We start from the raw sequence: 16713 nt of genomic DNA, 5'->3' as shown, positions 1-16713 counted from the left end.
TGGAAAGCGTGTATCCGAGCAATCGGATCGTGGGTTCGAATCCCACCCCCTCCGCATTAAAAATGTGTCTTTCAAAGTAGATTTTTTAAGAAAAAAGGTATAATCTAAATAATGGAACTTATAAAAAAATTGAAGGATTATGTTTTAGAATATAAAAAAGATTTTGTTCTACTGATTATTATTGTTCTATTTAGAAATGGAATTGATTTAGCAAGACCTTACATTTCAAAAATAATAATTGATAAAGGGATAATACCAAAAAATCTATTAATTGTTAATCAGTGGGGTGGACTTCTTTTTTTTCTTTTTCTAATATATTCCCGGCTAATGGCTTTTGAGACAATTACAAGTAACAGAATACAACAGGGTGTTGTCTATAAATTAAGGAATAAAGTTTATCATAAACTCCAAAAGCTTTCATTAAGTTATTTCAATAAAGAAAAAAAGGGAGATGTTCTTTCAAAACTTATGTCTGATGTTGAACAATTACAGAGAATTATAACTGATGGATTCATAATTTTTCTTATGTCTATTTTTACATTTTTTGGAGCATTTTTTATCTTACTTAAATTGAATAAAGTTTTGACTTTATTGATGATGTTTCCAATAGGTGGAATTGGTTTTCTTGTATATGTTTTTACAGAAAAAGCACATAAAGGATATAGAGAAGTTAGAAAAATTAGAGGGGAACTTACATCTTCTCTTCAGGAAAATATATTCGGAATGAAAGAAATAAAAGCATATGCAAGAGAAAAACATCAACTTGCAAAATTTTCTTTTAAAGGCAGGAAGTTTTTTAAAATAAATCTTTATGTTGCTAAATTATGGGCTACTTATCAGAGTTGGATAATTTTTTTAAGTTCATTAGGATATTTGATAATTATCTGGTTTGGAAGTATAAAGGTGGTATCAGGAGAAATAAGTGTTGGAACTCTTGTTGCATATATAGGGTATCTTCATTTACTTTACACACCTGTTCATCAATTAAATCAGGTAAACCATATGATGCAGCATGCAAGGGCTGCTGGAGAAAGAATTTTTGAAATAATGGATGCATATTCAGATGTGAAGGACTCTCCAAATTCTATATTCCCTTCTACAAACTTGAAGGGAAAGGTGAAATTTGAAAATGTTTATTTTGCATATGAAGATGAAAAGTATGTTCTGAAAAATATATCTTTTGATGTTAAAGAAGGGGAAAAAATTGCTCTTGTTGGACCAAGTGGCGCAGGAAAATCTACTCTTGTAAGTTTAATTCCGAGATTTTATGATGTAAATAAAGGTTCAATTTATATAGATGATAAAAATATAAAAGATTACAAAATTTTTTATTTAAGGTCTCAAATAGGAATAGTTTTACAGGAGCCATTTATTTTCAGTGGAACAGTAATGGAAAATATTACTTTTGGAAAAAAAAATGTAAGTGAAAATGAGGTTATAGAAGCAGCAAAACTTGCAAATGCCCATGATTTTATTTCAAATTTACCTGATGGTTATGAAACGGATGTTGGAGATATGGGAAATTCTTTATCTGTAGGACAGAAACAAAGGATAGCAATTGCAAGAGTTTTTCTTAAAAATCCCTCCATATTAATCCTTGATGAGTTTACATCTTCACTTGATGCTGAATCTGAAAGTTTAATAATGGAAGCATTGCAGAGATTGATTGAAGGAAGAACTGTTTTTATAATTGCTCATAGATTGTCTCTTGTAAGGAATGTTGATAGAATTTTTGTTTTAAATGAAGGAGAGATTGTTGAAACAGGAAACCATCTTCAGTTATTAAAAGAAAAGGGATTGTATTATAAACTTTATAATCTTCAATATCCGCTGGAAAAAATAGAAAAAGAAATAAATGAATTGAGTAAAATAAAAATGGGTCTTTCACCTTAAAACCTCATTCATACTGCCTGTTCTATATCCTTCAAGGTCAACTGTTATGTATTTGTAACCAATCTTTTTCAATTTTTCAATTATTTTTTCTTTAAATTTTATCAATTTTTCAATTTCATTTTTATCTACCTCAATTCTTGCCAGTTCATTGTAATCTCTTATCCTCACAATTTTAAATCCAAGAGAATATAAAAATTTTTCTCCTTCATTTATTCTTTTCAATTTCTCTTCTGTTATTTTTTCTCCATAGGGTATCCTTGAAGCAAGACATGCCATCTGAGGTTTATTCCATGTTGGTAAATTTAATTCTTTTGACAATTCTCTTATATCTTTTTTTGTAAAACCGCATTCTTTTAAAGGAGAAATAACATTATAAATTTTTTTTGCTTTTTCTCCTGGCCTGTAGTCCTTCTCATCATCTTTGTTAGTCCCATCAATTATATATTTAAAATTCAAATTTTTTCTTATCTCTTCAATCTTTCCAAATAACTCTTTTTTGCACCAAAAGCATCTATCAGGAGGATTTTTTAAAAAATTTGAATCTTTAAATTCTTCAGTCTCAACTTCAATATATTTTATCCCATTTTCCTTACAAAAATTTACAGCAAATTTTCTTTCTTCATTAGGATATGTAGGAGATATACCAATAACTGCAATAACATTTTCTTTACCAAGTGTGTTTAAGGCGACATTGAGCAAAAAAGTACTGTCAACTCCGCCTGAATATGCAATAACAACCCTCTTTAATTTTTTAAGATAATCCTTAAGTTTTTTCAGTTTTTCTTCCATTATTCCTCAACTTCAACAACTTCTTTAACCTCTGGGACTCTATCTTTTATTATTGCCTCTATCCGCATTTTTAAAGTTATCTGTGAAAAAGGACAGCCCTTACATGTTCCAATCAATCTTACTTTAACAATTCCATCCTTTGCTTCAACAATTTCGCAATCTCCACCTTCTGCCTGTAAAAATTCTCTTACATCCTTAATTGAATTTTCAACCTTTTCTTTTAAATCCATTTTGCCTCCTTAACTGTTTTTTATTAACCAACCTTTTATCTCTTCTGCCTCTTTTAAATTTTTAATCTGCCATGCTGGTTGATAGACAATTTTTTTTGGTCCAAGTTCTTTATGAAAAACCTTAATTTCTTCAAAAGAGCGTGGATATATTACAACTGATTTTCCTGCTTTAATTATTTTTTTGAATAAATCAATCCAGTAAATATGGGGTTTATTACCTGCTCCTTCTACCCATTGTATAGCATTTAATTTTTTAATTGAAAGTAAATCATCAAGATGTTTTAAAGCACCCGGTCCATCAAGATGAAATATTGAATGGTCAAGAAAATCTGTCTCATATTCAATATAAGGAAGAGCAAATTTTCTGAACATTTCAGGAGAAATCATACATATAAAATCACATTGAATTGTACAGTATTTTTTTTCTGAATAAAAAGGTATCCAGCAAGTTGTTCCCCATTTTTTCATATCTGTTGAACTGTAAATTTCTGTATAAATGTCAATAAAAACGTCTTTTATTTCATCAAGGAGTTTTTTTATAAAATCAGGCCTTTCAATCAAATCAATACATAAATTTTCACTTCCTCTTATAGCCCTCAATAAATCAATATGTGTGTGAAAGTCAGGCATTTGTAATAAAAATTTGTCGTCCCCTCTTTCTGAAGCATATCTATAAAAACAAATAAATTTCTTATACCATTCACCATCTTTTTCTATTTCTATTTTTTTAAATTTATCCCAGTCATCAACAAATGGTTCAATCCATGCAGTTTGACTTTTAATCCTGACATTGAGAGAAGCACCTTTTACGCAATAAGCAACAGTATCAGGTCCAAAAGAAATATTTAAAGATGGAATTGATTCAGCAAAAAATATTGTATTTTCACAAAACTCTTCAAATTGACTTATAGGTTTTTCAAAATCTCCATCCATTCCTGATAAATAAGATGGACCTGAAACTTTTTTGTTTTCATCTTTTGGAAAAGATAAAATAAGTAAAGGTCTATCAATTATTTCTCCTTTCCAGAAAGCCATCCAGTATTTTTTTGCCTCTTCAAAATCATCTTTATATTTTAGATATAATTTTTGGTTTTGCTCTTTCTCCATAAATCCTTCCTTTTCTAAATCCAAATACCCAGAATGAAATCAAAAACAAAAGAAAAATTATAACCTTCAAAAACATATTATTCAAAAAATAAGCAGAAATAATACCGAGTATAAAGCCCAAAAGTGGAAAACCATAAATATAAATAGAAACTTCAAACAAATCATCCTCTTTTATTTCAATCTCAACATTATCACCAACTTCTGCTTTTATAATATTTTCTACTTCAATAACTGGTTGTCTTGGAATAATCTTTTTACACAGCCCACAACTTTTACATTTCTCTTTCTCTTCCATCAAAACAAGTGCTTTATCTTCTTTTGATTCTATAATCTTACCCTTTTCTTTCATTTTTCTTTCTCTTATAGTCCTCAATTGCTGCCTTAAGTCCTTCTTCTGCTAAAAGTGAACAATGTTTTTTTACCGGTGGAAGCCCGCCAAGAAATTCAACAACCTCTTTATTTGTTATTTTTTCTGCCTCTTCAATTGTTTTTCCTTTTGCAAGTTCTGTTACAACAGAACTTGTTGCTATTGCTGCTCCACATCCAAATGTTTCAAATTTTATATCTTCAATAATTTCTTCTCCTTTTTCATTCTTCCCAACCTTAATATATATCCACATAACATCTCCACAGACAGGATTGCCAACTTTACCTATTCCATCTGCATTCTCAATTCTACCCATATTTCTTGGATTTCTGAAATATTCAAGAACTTTTTCCGTATATTCCATTTTTACCCTCCGGACACCTCGTAGGTGTCCCTGGGAAATTAAAGATACTCAAGCATTCTCTCAAGTGATTTTTTTCCCTTTTCAATTATTATTTGTTTTAAATTTATCTCATAAATCTCTTCCTTAAGAGATTTATATAATTTTTCAATCGTTATTTTTTTCATATTGGGACAAATTTTTGATGAACCGAGAGAATAAAATTCTTTCTCTGGATTTTCTTTTTTCAATCTGTGTAAAAGCCCTTCTTCTGTCCCTATAATCATAATTTTTGCCTTTGATTCCTTTGCTCTTTTTAACATACCTGATGTTGAATAAATACCATCTGCAAGTTTCTGAACCTCAGGGTCACATTCAGGATGAACAATTATTTCTGAATCTGGATATTTCTCCCTTGCCTTTATAACATCCTCTGCCTTAAATAATCTATGAACAAAACAATATCCATCCCAGCATATTATTTCTTTATCGGGAACTTTCTGCTTAACATACCAGCATAAATTCTTATCAGGTAAAAATATAATCTTTTTAGCCGGTACATTCCTTACCACTTTATCAGCATTTGCACTTGTACAGCAAACATCAGTTATTGCCTTAACAATAGCATTTGTATTGACATAGGAAACTACCCATGCATCAGGATATTTTTCTTTTATTTTTAAAACATCTTCATATTTTGCCATATCTGTCAGTGGACACCCAGCATCAAGGTCAGGTAATAAAACTTTTTTATCAGGTGAAAGAATTTTTGCTGTTTCTGCCATAAATTTTACGCCACAGAAAACAATAATTTTTGCTTCAATCTGGCTTGCCTTTCTTGCAAGTTCAAGAGAGTCCCCAACAAAATCAGCAATATCCTGAATTTCAGGTATCTGATAGTTATGAGCAAGTATTATAGCATCCTTTTCTTTTTTTAATTTTAAAATTTCTTCTATCATTTTTTCTCCCAGAATGGACTTAATTTTCTTAATTTTTCTACAACTTTTGGTAATATTTCAAGGACTTTATCTACATCTTCTTCTTTATTATACTTACCAAGAGAAAATCTTAAAGAGCCGTGAGCAATTTCATGTGGAAGACCAATTGCGAGTAAAACATGGCTTGGCTCAAGAGAACCAGAAGTACATGCAGAACCACTTGAGGCATAAATTTTTTCAAAATCAAGGTTTAAAAGTATGCTTTCACCTTCAATATATTTAACACAGAGATTTAAAGTATTATAAAGCCGATTTTCAGGGTGTCCGTTTATAACAATTTCAGGTATTCTTTCAATTATTCCATTTTCAAGTTTATCTCTTAAATATTTAACTTTTTTAATTTCTTCTTCCATTTCTTCCATTGCAATTTCCGCTGCTTTACCAAGTCCAACTATTCCAGGCACATTATAAGTTCCACCTCTTTTACCTTTTTCCTGTTCTCCTCCATTAATAAATGTTTCTATTTTTGTTCCCTTTTTAATATAAATAGCACCAATACCTTTTGGACCGTAAAATTTATGACCTGAAAGAGAAAGCATATCAACTCCAAGTTTTTTTACTGAAACAGGGATTTTTCCGACTGTCTGAACCGCGTCTGTATGAAAATATATATCATTTTCTTTTGCAATTTTTGAAATCTCTTCTATTGGTTCAATTGTTCCTATTTCGTTATTTGCATGCATTATCGTTATTAAAATTGTTTCTTTTTTAATCGCCTTTCTTATAAAATCAATATCAATAATACCGTATTTATCACATGGTGCATAGGTAATCTCATATCCAATTTTGCTTAAAAATTTACATGTATTCAAAACTGCGTGGTGTTCTATCTGACTTGTGATTATATGATTTCCTTTATTTCTCAAAACAAAAGCAATTCCTTTTATAGCCCAGTTATCACTTTCAGTCCCCCCAGATGTAAAATAAATCTCATCTGGTTCAGCATCTATCAATTTTGCAACATTTTCTCTTGCCTTTTCTATTTCTTTTTTATTTTCCCTTGCTATTTCATAAATTGAACTTGGATTGCCAAATTTCTCAGAAAAATACGGTAACATCTCTTTTAAAACCCTTTCATCAGTTGGAGTTGTCGCATTACAATCCATATATATCATTTCCACTCCTTTTTCGCAAACCCGGTTCGCAAAGTTTGAGAATGCTAAATTGTTGATATCATTGCTTCTGTTGGACATCCCTTGATACATAATTCACAAGCAATACATTTTTCAGGGTCAAAATTAACTTCAAATGTTTCTCTATTCAATGATAAAGCACCTACCGGACATAAAGCAACACACACAGAACAATCTGTACATCTTTCCCTTATCATCTTTATATCACTTTCTATAAGTTGAACCTTAACTCCTTTTTCCTTCAATTCTTCTACTGCATCAAAGACATTTTTCTCTTCACCTGAAAAAGCAATTACAAGGGTTCCTTCTTCTTCTGGTGATACATAAGCTTTCAAAATATTAAAATCAAGATTATATTTCTTTACAATTGTTGAAATCATTGGTTTATCAACAAGAACAGGTGGAAAATGCATAACAAATTTCTTTTCCATTTCATACCTCCTTCATCGGTTTAAATTTGTATGCTGATTCTGGTCCTGGAAAGTAAAAAACTGGCTCTGTTAAAAGAAATTCTCCATTTTTAATCCAGTTTTTTAAAATCTCTGCTATTTCTTTTGCCTTTTTATAACTTGAAAGAGAACCAGTTGAAACTTCTTTTCCCATTATTTTTATCCTTCCGCTTTTAAGTTGTCCATAATTGACATAATCAAGAACTTTTCCAGTTGAATGGGGATAGTCATAACTGTAATCAACAATAGGTGCATAAATTTCTTCATCAGGTATTGACGTCCAGTTTAAAATATCCTCATTTAAAATAGGTATAGGGATTCCAATTCCAACAATCAAACTTGTTCCATAACCAGTTAAACTTGCTCCCTTTAAAAATTCACTTTTCATCTGTTTTAAATCACCAATTAAAGATAAAGTTGCTCCACCTGCCATAGGTATTCCATTTTCCCTTCGTTTTACACCTGGATTATATTGAGTCCCCCACCATGCCACATACCCAATCCCTCCACCAAGAAAAATCCTTGTTCCAAATCCAATCGTCTTTAAATATGGGTCTTTCAATAATGGAGATAATTGACCTGCTGAACAATAATTTGCATTCCCAAGATTTGGTTTTAAAACACCCATATAAGTATAGATTGTCCTGTTTGAAAGATTTACAGCAACATTATAATTCTGATAACAATTTCTCGGGTCAAAAAGAATTGCCTCATTTATATCATTCAAAGTAATTTTAGTCTTTAAGTATTTTTTTGGATAACAGTCAGTTCCATAGGTATAAATAACAAGTTCAATTTCCTTTCCACTTACCAGGTCTTCAATAACATGTCCTCCTCCATATTTGAATTCTCCAGGATATTTTGAGTTTCTCGGGTCATCATCTGGTAAAGCAGTAGCACCAATATAAACATCAACAGCAGCAAGTCCAGAATAAGCAGGTACACCATTTAAATAAACCTTCCCTCCACCGATTTTTATCCTTTCCTTTGAATGCCCGAAATTTAAAAATACACCTGAAGAACACATTGGTCCAAAAGTTCCAGTAGTTACAACATCTATTTCTTCTGCCAGTTTTTTTGTATTTGCTGACTTTTTTAATTCAACAAGTTCATCTGCTGTAACAACAACTGCTTCTCCTTTTTTTATTCTTTCATTTATCTCTTTAATTGTTTTCATCTCCTGCCTCCCTGTAGAAAATTTAAAATAATTTCTGCTGTCTTTTTACCTGATAAAAACATACCTCCAAATATCGCTCCCATTCTTGGAGAACCAAAAAATGCATTTGCAGCCATACCACATACAATAAGTCCTGGATAAACTTCTTTTGTATTTTCAATAATTTCCTTTTCTCCAATTTCAGCCCACATTGACTTTTCTCCTTTAACACTTATTCCACCAACTTTTTTTTCAACAATCTTACATATCTCACAGTCATGACCTGTAGCATCAACAACATATTTTGAAATTATAGCAAGTGGGTCAACATGAAACTTTGCAATTTCTGTTGCAGTCCAGTTTATAACAACCCCATTTACTCTATTTTCCCTTATTACAACATCCTCAACACTTATTAAATTGAATATTTTTGCTCCACTTCTTACAGTTCTGTAAGTTAATCCTGAAATTGTCTCAATTGCATCTGCTACATAGAATTTATCTCTAAATTTTTTAACCTTTATCTTAAACTCTTTTAAAATATCAACTGCTTCTTCCTGAATAACTATTTTATTAAACATCATCCCTCCACCAGGCATTCCACCCCCAACCTTTAAATGTCTCTCAAAAATAACTGTCTTTATTCCATTTTTTGATAAGTAATATCCACATACAAGACCGCTCGGACCTGCTCCTGAAATAACAACATCAACTTCAGTATTTTTCAAAAACTCATTTAAAAAACTTTTTACAATTCCTTCTGTAATAATCTTTTCCATAAATTCCTCCATTTAAAAAACTGATAAATATCTTTCACCTGTATCAGGAAGAATAACAACTATTATTTTACCACTATTTTCATTTCTCTTACCAACAATTAAAGAAGCATAAACAGCAGCCCCTGAGGAAATCCCACATAAAATACCCTCTTCTCTCGCTAATCTTTTTGCTGTTTCTATTGCATCCTCATCAGATACCTTTATTATCTCATCAATTATCTTTAAATTCAAAACATCCGGGATAAAACCTGCTCCAATTCCCTGAATTTTATGTCTTCCAGGGGTTCCTCCTGAAAGTACAGGCGAATTTTCTGGTTCAACAGCAACAATCTTTAAATCTTTTTTCCTTTGTTTTAACACCTCTCCTACGCCGGTTATAGTTCCTCCAGTTCCTACACCTGCCACAAATATATCAATCTTTCCCTCTGTATCCCTCCATATTTCTTCAGCTGTTGTTTTCCTGTGTATTTCAGGATTTGCTGGATTTTTAAACTGCTGGGGCATAAATGAATTTTTATATTTTTTAAGTAATTCTTCTGCTCTTTTAACAGCACCTGTCATTCCCTCATCAGCAGGAGTTAAAACAATTTCCGCTCCAAACAGAGATAACAATTTCCTTCTTTCTATACTCATACTTTCAGGCATTGTTAAAATTAACTTATATCCTCTCTGTGCACATACAAAAGCAAGTCCAATTCCTGTATTTCCACTTGTTGGTTCAATTATAATTGTATCCTTATTTATAATCCCCTTTTTTTCAGCATCCTCTATCATACTAACAGCAATTCTATCCTTAACAGAACCACATGGATTATAAAACTCAAGTTTTGCATAAATTTCTGCATCTATTCCCTTTTTAATCCTGTTCAATTTCACCAGAGGCGTATCCCCTATCAATTCTGTAATATTTTCTGCAACTTTCATAATCATCTCCTTTTTCAAATTTCATAAAAAACTGTCTTTTCTTTTTTCTCATTTTTTTCTTTTTGCTTTTCAATCAGTTCTTTTAATGTTATTCCATCAAAAAACTTTAAAATTTCCTCCTTTATCCTGCTCCATAATTCCCTTGCAACACAATTTTCACTCCTTCCACATATTTCTTTTTTTTCAACACATTCAACAGGAGATATTGTACCTTCAAGAATTTCAACGATTTCCCTTACCCTTATTTCAGATGGGTCTTTTAAAAATGCATATCCACCTTTACCACCTTTTATACTTCTTAAAATTCCTGCTTTTTTCAATGTAAGCATAATATGTTCAAGATACCTTTCTGATAAATTTTGTCTTTTAGCAATATCTTTAACAAAAACTGGTTTCCCCTCATAATAAATTCCAAGGTCAATTAATGCTCTTAATCCATATCTTGTCTTTGTAGAAAACCTCATTTTTCCCTCCATTTATTACTTTCATTATCATTTTTATAATATTATACCCTCAATAAATTTTTTGTCAAGTTCACCTACGAGGTGTCCAATGGTAAACATTGAAAATCAAAAGGTTTCATTCTATATCTTTTCCTAAAATACCATCTTTTGTTAAATTTATATCTGGATAACCATCATTTGCTGGTAAAATCTTTTCTGCTTTCAAAAATTCTACATGCCCATCAACAAACAAATAATTTCTACTTCCCTTCCAAGACCACCATCCACTATTTGTTCCTGTATGATTGTCAAGCCATTCTGCTATAACTATCTTTTTATCAGGATATTTTACTTTACTTGATTTTTGACCAATAGAAGGCATAATTTTGTTTATATCATAAGTATAAGAAGGGTCTGTCATCATATTTATTTGTTCTGGAGAATGGTAAAAACTCATTGAATATCCATAAGACGTACTTTCCCATTTAATTGGAGCAGTTCTATCACTCGGACAGTACAAAATACTTGGGTCTTTTTCTGTAATTGATTTTTTTATATAAGGAGTTAATAGTTTTCGCCAGCCCCTTCCCATCCATAACCAGTAATAAGGAGAAATACTTAAAGGGTCATCAGCACAAGGGAAATAGCCGTCATAATCATCTATATATAAACTTAAAGCAATTGATATTTGTCTTAAATTGTTCATACATACTGCCTGTCTTGCTTTTTCTCTTGCTTTTTTCAAAAGAGGTAAAATAATAGAAAAGAGTATTGTTATTATTGATATTACTACCAGAATTTCAATGACAGTAAAACCTGATTTATTCTTTTCCATTTTTCTCAACAAGTTCTTTCCATTTTTTCTCACCAATACATTCTTTTGCATATTTACACCAGTCAATACATGAAGGAATTTCTCTATAAACATAATTTTTGCATTTAGGACATTTAACTCTGACTTCATCTGAAAAAATCTCAACTTCATATCCACATTTTGGACATTTTTTAACTTCAACCTTTAGAAATCTTGGGTCAGTTCCAGGACACTTCATATCCAGTTTTCCTCTAATATTTCACCTTTTATACTTATAACAACTTTTTTAATAGGGACTTTCTTATTACTTTTCTTTATACCCTCCTCAACAATTTTTAAAAGACCCAAGCAACAAGGGACTTCCATAATAACTACTGTAATTGTATTTATATCTGCAACCTCAACAAGTTGTTTAATTTTTTCTATATATCTATCAATTCCTGTATCAAGTTTTGGACATGCAATTATCAATTTTTTACCTTTTAAAAAGTCAAGGTGGAAATTACCATAGGCATAGGAAGTGCAATCAGCAGCAATAAGTAAATCCGCCTTTTTAAAATATGGTGCAAGAGGATTTATAAGGTGAAGTTGAATTGGCCACTGGCTTAACTGAGATTTTACACTTATATTTTCTTCTCCTTCTTCCTCTTCTTTTTTCATCTCAACAACTTTCATCCCGGGACAACATGGAACTTCAATAATCTCATTTAAATCAATCTCAATATTTTTTTCTTTCAAAACTTCAAGTGCCTGTCTTAAATATTCTGTCTCACCATGCTCATGAAGATGTTTTAAATGTGCTATTATTGTATTTTTCCCTTTTTTTATTATATTTTCCATTGTCTTTCTCTCATCATATGGCTCTGCATCTCTTTCAACTATTTTTATTGCATCAACTGGACAACTTCCAATGCATGCACCGAGTCCATCACAAAATAAATCACTTATAAGTCGTGCTTTTCCATCAATTATTTGTAAAGCACCTTCTGGACAATTTGGAATACAATCTCCACATCCAGTACATTTTTCTTCATCAATTTCAATGATCTTTCTTTTCATTTTTCCCTCCTATTTTAAAATTTCTTTTAAGTCCTTTTCTGGCTCATCTATAATCTTTAAATCAAAATTTTTAACAAGAGCCCTCAATATCTCCTCATTTATCCATGCAGGAAGAATTGGTCCTATTCTTATCCCTTTTATTCCAAGATAAAGTAAACTCCATAAAATCGCAACTGCTTTTTGTTCCATCCACATAAAAAAATATGAAACAGGAAGTTCATTTAAGTCATTTACACCAAAATTTTCTGCTAATGAAGTTAAAATATCTATTCCAATAATTGCATCATTACACTGTCCTATATCTATCAATCTTGGGATTCCATCAATATCTCCAAGGTCTAAGTCATTAATTCTAAATTTACCACAAGCAAGAGTTATTATAATTGTATTTTCAGGCAAAATCTGGGCAAGTTTTCTAAAATAATCGTTTCTATTTGTTGGGTTATCACATCCACCTATTATAAAAATTCTTCTAATTTTGCCTTTTTCTATAAGTTCTTTAATTTTATCCTTTGAAGAGAGAATGGTTGAAAGAGAAAAACCAGTTATTAAGACATTTTCACCATTTCTTTCCGGTAAATCAGGCAATGTTTTGGCCTTTTCAATAACTTCAGAAAAATCATAAGTAGTTATATGTTTAACACCCGGAAGTCCAACAACTCCTGTTGTAAAAAATCTGTCTTTATAATCTTCTTTTGGAATTAATACACAATTTGAACTTCCAACAATACATGCTGGAATTTCTGAAAAAAGTTTTCTTTGGTCATACCATGCTTTGCCAAGATTTCCGATAAGGTTTTCATGTTTTCTTATTTTAGGATATCCATGTGCAGGTAAAAGTTCTGAATGAGTATATACATTAATATTTTCTTTTTCTGCCTGTTTTAAAATCTCCTCAAGAACTTTTAAACTGTGTCCTGTTACAATAATTCCTTTACCTTTTTTAGTCCCTGTAAAAACCTCAACTGGCTGTGGTTCTCCATATGTCTCTATATGTGCCTTTTTAAGTAATCTCATTGTTTCTATATTTATTTTTCCAACATCAAGAGCAAGTTTTATAAATCTTTCTGTATCAAAATTCACATTTGTTAAAGTTGAATAAAGGGTTTCTATAAGAAATTTTTCAAGTTCTTTATCCCTATATCCAAGTTCATTTGCATGATATAAATAAGCACTTATTCCCTTAATCCCAAAAATCAAATTATCTTGTAATCTTGAAAGAGTTGGACTTTTACCACATACACCATAATTTACACATCCATTACCTTGACTTATCTGACTACATTGATAACAAAACATTTTTAATTCATCCATTTTTTCTCCCTTTTATTACTTTTATTATCATTTTAATATTATATCAATAAAAAAATTTTTTGTCAATATATTTTCTCTTTTAGGTTAAGACATAGTATCAAGGATTTATCAAGAAGGCAAAAGAATTCACCGAATAAAACACCACCATATTTAGAAGGGATAATAATACCCAGGACCTTCCGAACCGGGTTCGGAGGTTAAATTTATAGACCTGCAGTCAATCCTAAGATAATAGGCAATGATTTTTCTTCATTTTCAATATAAGCAATTTCAATTTTATCTATCTTTTTTTCTGGATAAGGATTTTTAAATTTATAAAAGAACACTCTAAATAAATTTCTATCTATATCTTTTGTTTGATATGCAACACGGCAAAAATAAGGAGAAAATCTTGAATTCCAGTGTATTATGTTTAATCTATTTATTATAGGAATATCAACACTTGTTCCGTCTTTATAAATTATTTTATAATTACCAATTTTGGGCTTTTTTAAGGAAATAATTGGTGAATAGTAAGCATCAATAGACATTGGTAAAGTTGAAAGATGTAAAAAATACAGATATTTACATTTTTTATCTATTTCTATAGATATTTCATTTCCTGGTCGTAGAATAACTCCACTATTTTTCTGAATAATAAATGGAATTTTTTGAAAACTGATTTTTTCTGGCAAAACTACACCTTTTGTTTCTTCTAAAATTCCTTTTTCTAAATTTATATTTAAATATTTTGATAAATCAATTGGCTCAAAACTTATTTTTTCAATTTTATCTACTCCCATTTCTAAGAAATCCTTAACTTTGCTTGACCAGTCATATTGATCAAAATAAATTTCTTTTGATTCTGGATTCCAAAAATAATTTACATCCATTCCTATAACAGACCAGACACTCTCACACCAAGTATAAGATGTTGTTATATAGTTAAAAGTATAAATTTTCCCCCTCTTAAATCCCTTGTCCTGCCTTCTTTCCCATTGTCCACCTTAAAGGTGGGATTATTCTTTTGCTATTATTGAAGAAACAAAATCTTGAGGAGTTAGACCGCCTTCATTTAAATGTGTAAGAGGACTCCAGTTAGAAGGACCTTTTCCTATTAAAACTTTAAGGAATTCTTCGGCAACTTCTTTTTTTGATTCAGATAAGGGCCATTTTTTATTTTGTTTTTTGCATTCTTCTTTTAATCTTTCCCAGTTTGTTAAAAAAGCATACAATACAGGCATATGGGAAAGACGAACTCTCCAGTAAATTTCAGGATTATCTTTAACAGATTTTTCTGCTTTCTGCCACAATCTTTCTGCTTCATTTAAAACTTTAAAATTAAAAAATGGAGCATCTGGTTTTGTATAGCATGTCAGATAATAATTTTTTGCTGAATTGTAAATAAGTTCTATGTATTTTTTAATGTAAACACCTGCCTTTCCATAATATCCATTTAAAAATTCATCAATAAGTTTTTTGTCGTTCTGATATGGATTCCATAAAAGTTGAGCAAGAACCCATGAACGAAGTTCTGCAAATTCTGCTCCATTCGATTGATATGCACCCTGCTCAAAAACTCCTTTAACTCCATTTTTATGGAAAAATCTTATATTTTGACCAAGAGAAAACCAGTTTGGATGCGGTAAAACATAATGGGAAAAATTTGTTGTATAGTCCCATATGTATATTCTATTTGTGAATTTTGACCATCCATAAATATCCTCAGAAAATGATTTATTACTTTCATGGTCAAGAGGTTGAGCAAAATTACATTCAATTGAACAGAGACGAACAATTACATTATGGTAAGGTTTTATAAATTTTGGTGGTTTTCTTGTATATCTATAAGCAAGTGTGTCAAAAGCAACAGAAGGAAATTCTTTTTCAAGTTTTTTAGCAATGTAATTTACCATATCAAGAACCGAGGCAGATGGAGAACCTTCCTTTTCATCAATCTCTTTGCATTTTTCACACTCACAATTACCTGCAAAAGTATCATTTTGAGAAATAGAAATAATATTTGCATCAGGTGTTTCTTTAAGGTATTCCCTTACCTTTTCTACAAGAAAATCTCTTAACTCTAAATTTGTACAGCAGAGTTGTCCACCCTCTATTTTCCTTTCTCCTTTAATTAAACTGAACCATTCGGGTTTTTTCTCAAAATAAATTGATGGAGGACAGAGTTTGTAAAAGGTATGGACAAAACCCTTATATTTTATTTTTCCACCATGTTTTTCTTCCAATCTTTCAAAATGTCCATTACAATAATTTCTGCATGCCCAGTTACCATCAAGTGCAAGATACCAATATACTTCTCTGTATTCAAATGCTGGTTTTTCTTTAATATTTAAGTGGGGGATTTTCAATGTCTTCTTTTTCGGTATATATGTTGCCCATGGTGTCCACCATCTTACTCCACAGATATTGCTTAAAAAACGATATACAGAATAAATGGTCCCTCTCGGTCTTCCACCAGCAAGTAATAAATATTTTCCTTTTGTTTTTATAATAATCTGTTCACCACCAAATGAAGAAGTTTTTTCTAAAAGATAAGAAGTTTCCTCTGGGAAAATTTTTTCTGTAATTTCTCCCTGTCCTATAATAATTCCTTTTTCTGGAATTTCATTTCTGGATGGTTTTAGAATTTCCAACTTTGCACCTGTAATTTTAAAAATATATTCTGCAAGTTCTTCTCCTGCATAAATTTCTGATTCAGTTGCTTCTTTCTGAATTATAACAGGGATTTTTGCTTTACCTGAATGAGTAAGATAGATATATCTTTTTTTACTCTTTTTTGCTATTTTATCCCCTTTTTTAAAATTTTGTCTGTAAATCCAATTCCAATTTTATTTTAATTTATTTTTTAAATTTGTCAAAGTGTCGACATTCCGCAAAAATAATCTCTATGAAAATATATTGTTTCCTCAAAAATAAAC

The 16713-nt window shown here is 30.7% G+C and carries 19 protein-coding genes; 1 reads left to right on the top strand and 18 read right to left on the bottom strand.

Annotated elements, in window-relative coordinates:
* The first annotated feature begins 111 nt into the window (after positions 1–111).
* A complete protein-coding gene (locus tag PKV21_04795) occupies positions 112–1893 on the top strand; it encodes an ABC transporter ATP-binding protein (protein HOM26807.1) in 1782 nt (593 codons plus the stop codon).
* On the opposite strand, the gene larE is transcribed toward PKV21_04795, so the two are convergent.
* The 18 genes from larE to PKV21_04705 form a co-directional block, all read right to left on the bottom strand.
* Positions 1885–2682, bottom strand: a complete 798-nt coding sequence (larE, locus tag PKV21_04790; protein HOM26806.1) for an ATP-dependent sacrificial sulfur transferase LarE — start codon at positions 2680–2682, stop codon at positions 1885–1887. The genes PKV21_04795 and larE overlap by 9 nt on opposite strands.
* Positions 2682–2912, bottom strand: a complete 231-nt coding sequence (locus PKV21_04785; protein ID HOM26805.1) for a NifU family protein — start codon at positions 2910–2912, stop codon at positions 2682–2684. The genes larE and PKV21_04785 overlap by 1 nt, the downstream gene beginning before the upstream one ends.
* A 9-nt stretch (positions 2913–2921) precedes the next feature.
* Complete coding sequence (locus tag PKV21_04780; protein ID HOM26804.1) at positions 2922–4019, bottom strand: hypothetical protein; 1098 nt, start codon at positions 4017–4019, stop codon at positions 2922–2924.
* On the bottom strand, positions 3979–4368 hold the full coding sequence (locus tag PKV21_04775; GenBank protein ID HOM26803.1) for a SoxR reducing system RseC family protein: 390 nt from the start codon (positions 4366–4368) through the stop codon (positions 3979–3981). Before PKV21_04775 ends, PKV21_04780 begins: the two co-directional genes overlap by 41 nt.
* Positions 4352–4750 carry an iron-sulfur cluster assembly scaffold protein gene (locus PKV21_04770; GenBank protein ID HOM26802.1) on the bottom strand — a complete coding sequence of 133 codons (399 nt, stop codon included), beginning with the start codon at positions 4748–4750 and terminating at the stop codon, positions 4352–4354. The genes PKV21_04775 and PKV21_04770 overlap by 17 nt, the downstream gene beginning before the upstream one ends.
* A 38-nt stretch (positions 4751–4788) precedes the next feature.
* A complete protein-coding gene (gene nadA / locus PKV21_04765; GenBank protein HOM26801.1) occupies positions 4789–5685 on the bottom strand; it encodes a quinolinate synthase NadA in 897 nt (298 codons plus the stop codon).
* Positions 5682–6845, bottom strand: coding sequence for a cysteine desulfurase NifS (gene nifS / locus PKV21_04760; protein ID HOM26800.1), 1164 nt, complete (start codon positions 6843–6845; stop codon positions 5682–5684). The genes nadA and nifS overlap by 4 nt, the downstream gene beginning before the upstream one ends.
* Positions 6846–6883: 38 nt before the next feature.
* Complete coding sequence (locus PKV21_04755; protein ID HOM26799.1) at positions 6884–7288, bottom strand: 4Fe-4S dicluster domain-containing protein; 405 nt, start codon at positions 7286–7288, stop codon at positions 6884–6886.
* Position 7289: 1 nt separating this feature from the next.
* A complete protein-coding gene (locus tag PKV21_04750) occupies positions 7290–8483 on the bottom strand; it encodes a homocysteine biosynthesis protein (protein ID HOM26798.1) in 1194 nt (397 codons plus the stop codon).
* Positions 8480–9241: a sulfide-dependent adenosine diphosphate thiazole synthase gene (locus PKV21_04745; protein ID HOM26797.1), complete on the bottom strand. Its 762-nt coding sequence runs from the start codon at positions 9239–9241 to the stop codon at positions 8480–8482. The genes PKV21_04750 and PKV21_04745 overlap by 4 nt, the downstream gene beginning before the upstream one ends.
* Before the next feature lie 12 nt (positions 9242–9253).
* Positions 9254–10168, bottom strand: a complete 915-nt coding sequence (cysK, locus tag PKV21_04740) for a cysteine synthase A (GenBank protein ID HOM26796.1) — start codon at positions 10166–10168, stop codon at positions 9254–9256.
* An 11-nt stretch (positions 10169–10179) separates the two neighbouring features.
* Complete coding sequence (locus PKV21_04735) at positions 10180–10629, bottom strand: Rrf2 family transcriptional regulator (protein HOM26795.1); 450 nt, start codon at positions 10627–10629, stop codon at positions 10180–10182.
* Positions 10630–10744: 115 nt separating this feature from the next.
* Complete coding sequence (locus PKV21_04730; protein HOM26794.1) at positions 10745–11443, bottom strand: type II secretion system protein; 699 nt, start codon at positions 11441–11443, stop codon at positions 10745–10747.
* Positions 11430–11660, bottom strand: coding sequence for a hypothetical protein (locus PKV21_04725; protein HOM26793.1), 231 nt, complete (start codon positions 11658–11660; stop codon positions 11430–11432). The genes PKV21_04730 and PKV21_04725 overlap by 14 nt, the downstream gene beginning before the upstream one ends.
* Positions 11657–12481 carry a 4Fe-4S binding protein gene (locus tag PKV21_04720; GenBank protein ID HOM26792.1) on the bottom strand — a complete coding sequence of 275 codons (825 nt, stop codon included), beginning with the start codon at positions 12479–12481 and terminating at the stop codon, positions 11657–11659. The genes PKV21_04725 and PKV21_04720 overlap by 4 nt, the downstream gene beginning before the upstream one ends.
* A 9-nt stretch (positions 12482–12490) precedes the next feature.
* Positions 12491–13795 (bottom strand): hydroxylamine reductase, encoded by a 1305-nt coding sequence (gene hcp, locus PKV21_04715; protein ID HOM26791.1) that lies wholly within the window; start codon positions 13793–13795, stop codon positions 12491–12493.
* Between the two features lie 203 nt (positions 13796–13998).
* Positions 13999–14667: a hypothetical protein gene (locus PKV21_04710; GenBank protein HOM26790.1), complete on the bottom strand. Its 669-nt coding sequence runs from the start codon at positions 14665–14667 to the stop codon at positions 13999–14001.
* A gap of 126 nt (positions 14668–14793) precedes the next feature.
* On the bottom strand, positions 14794–16428 hold the full coding sequence (locus PKV21_04705) for a DUF4838 domain-containing protein (GenBank protein HOM26789.1): 1635 nt from the start codon (positions 16426–16428) through the stop codon (positions 14794–14796).
* Positions 16429–16713: the final 285 nt, after the last annotated feature.

It is taken from the genome of bacterium (assembly GCA_035371905.1).
Classification (GTDB): Bacteria; Ratteibacteria; UBA8468; order B48-G9; family JAFGKM01; genus JAMWDI01.
Note: the sequence above shows the minus strand (reverse complement) of the source record. Positions and strands in the feature narration are given on the sequence as shown.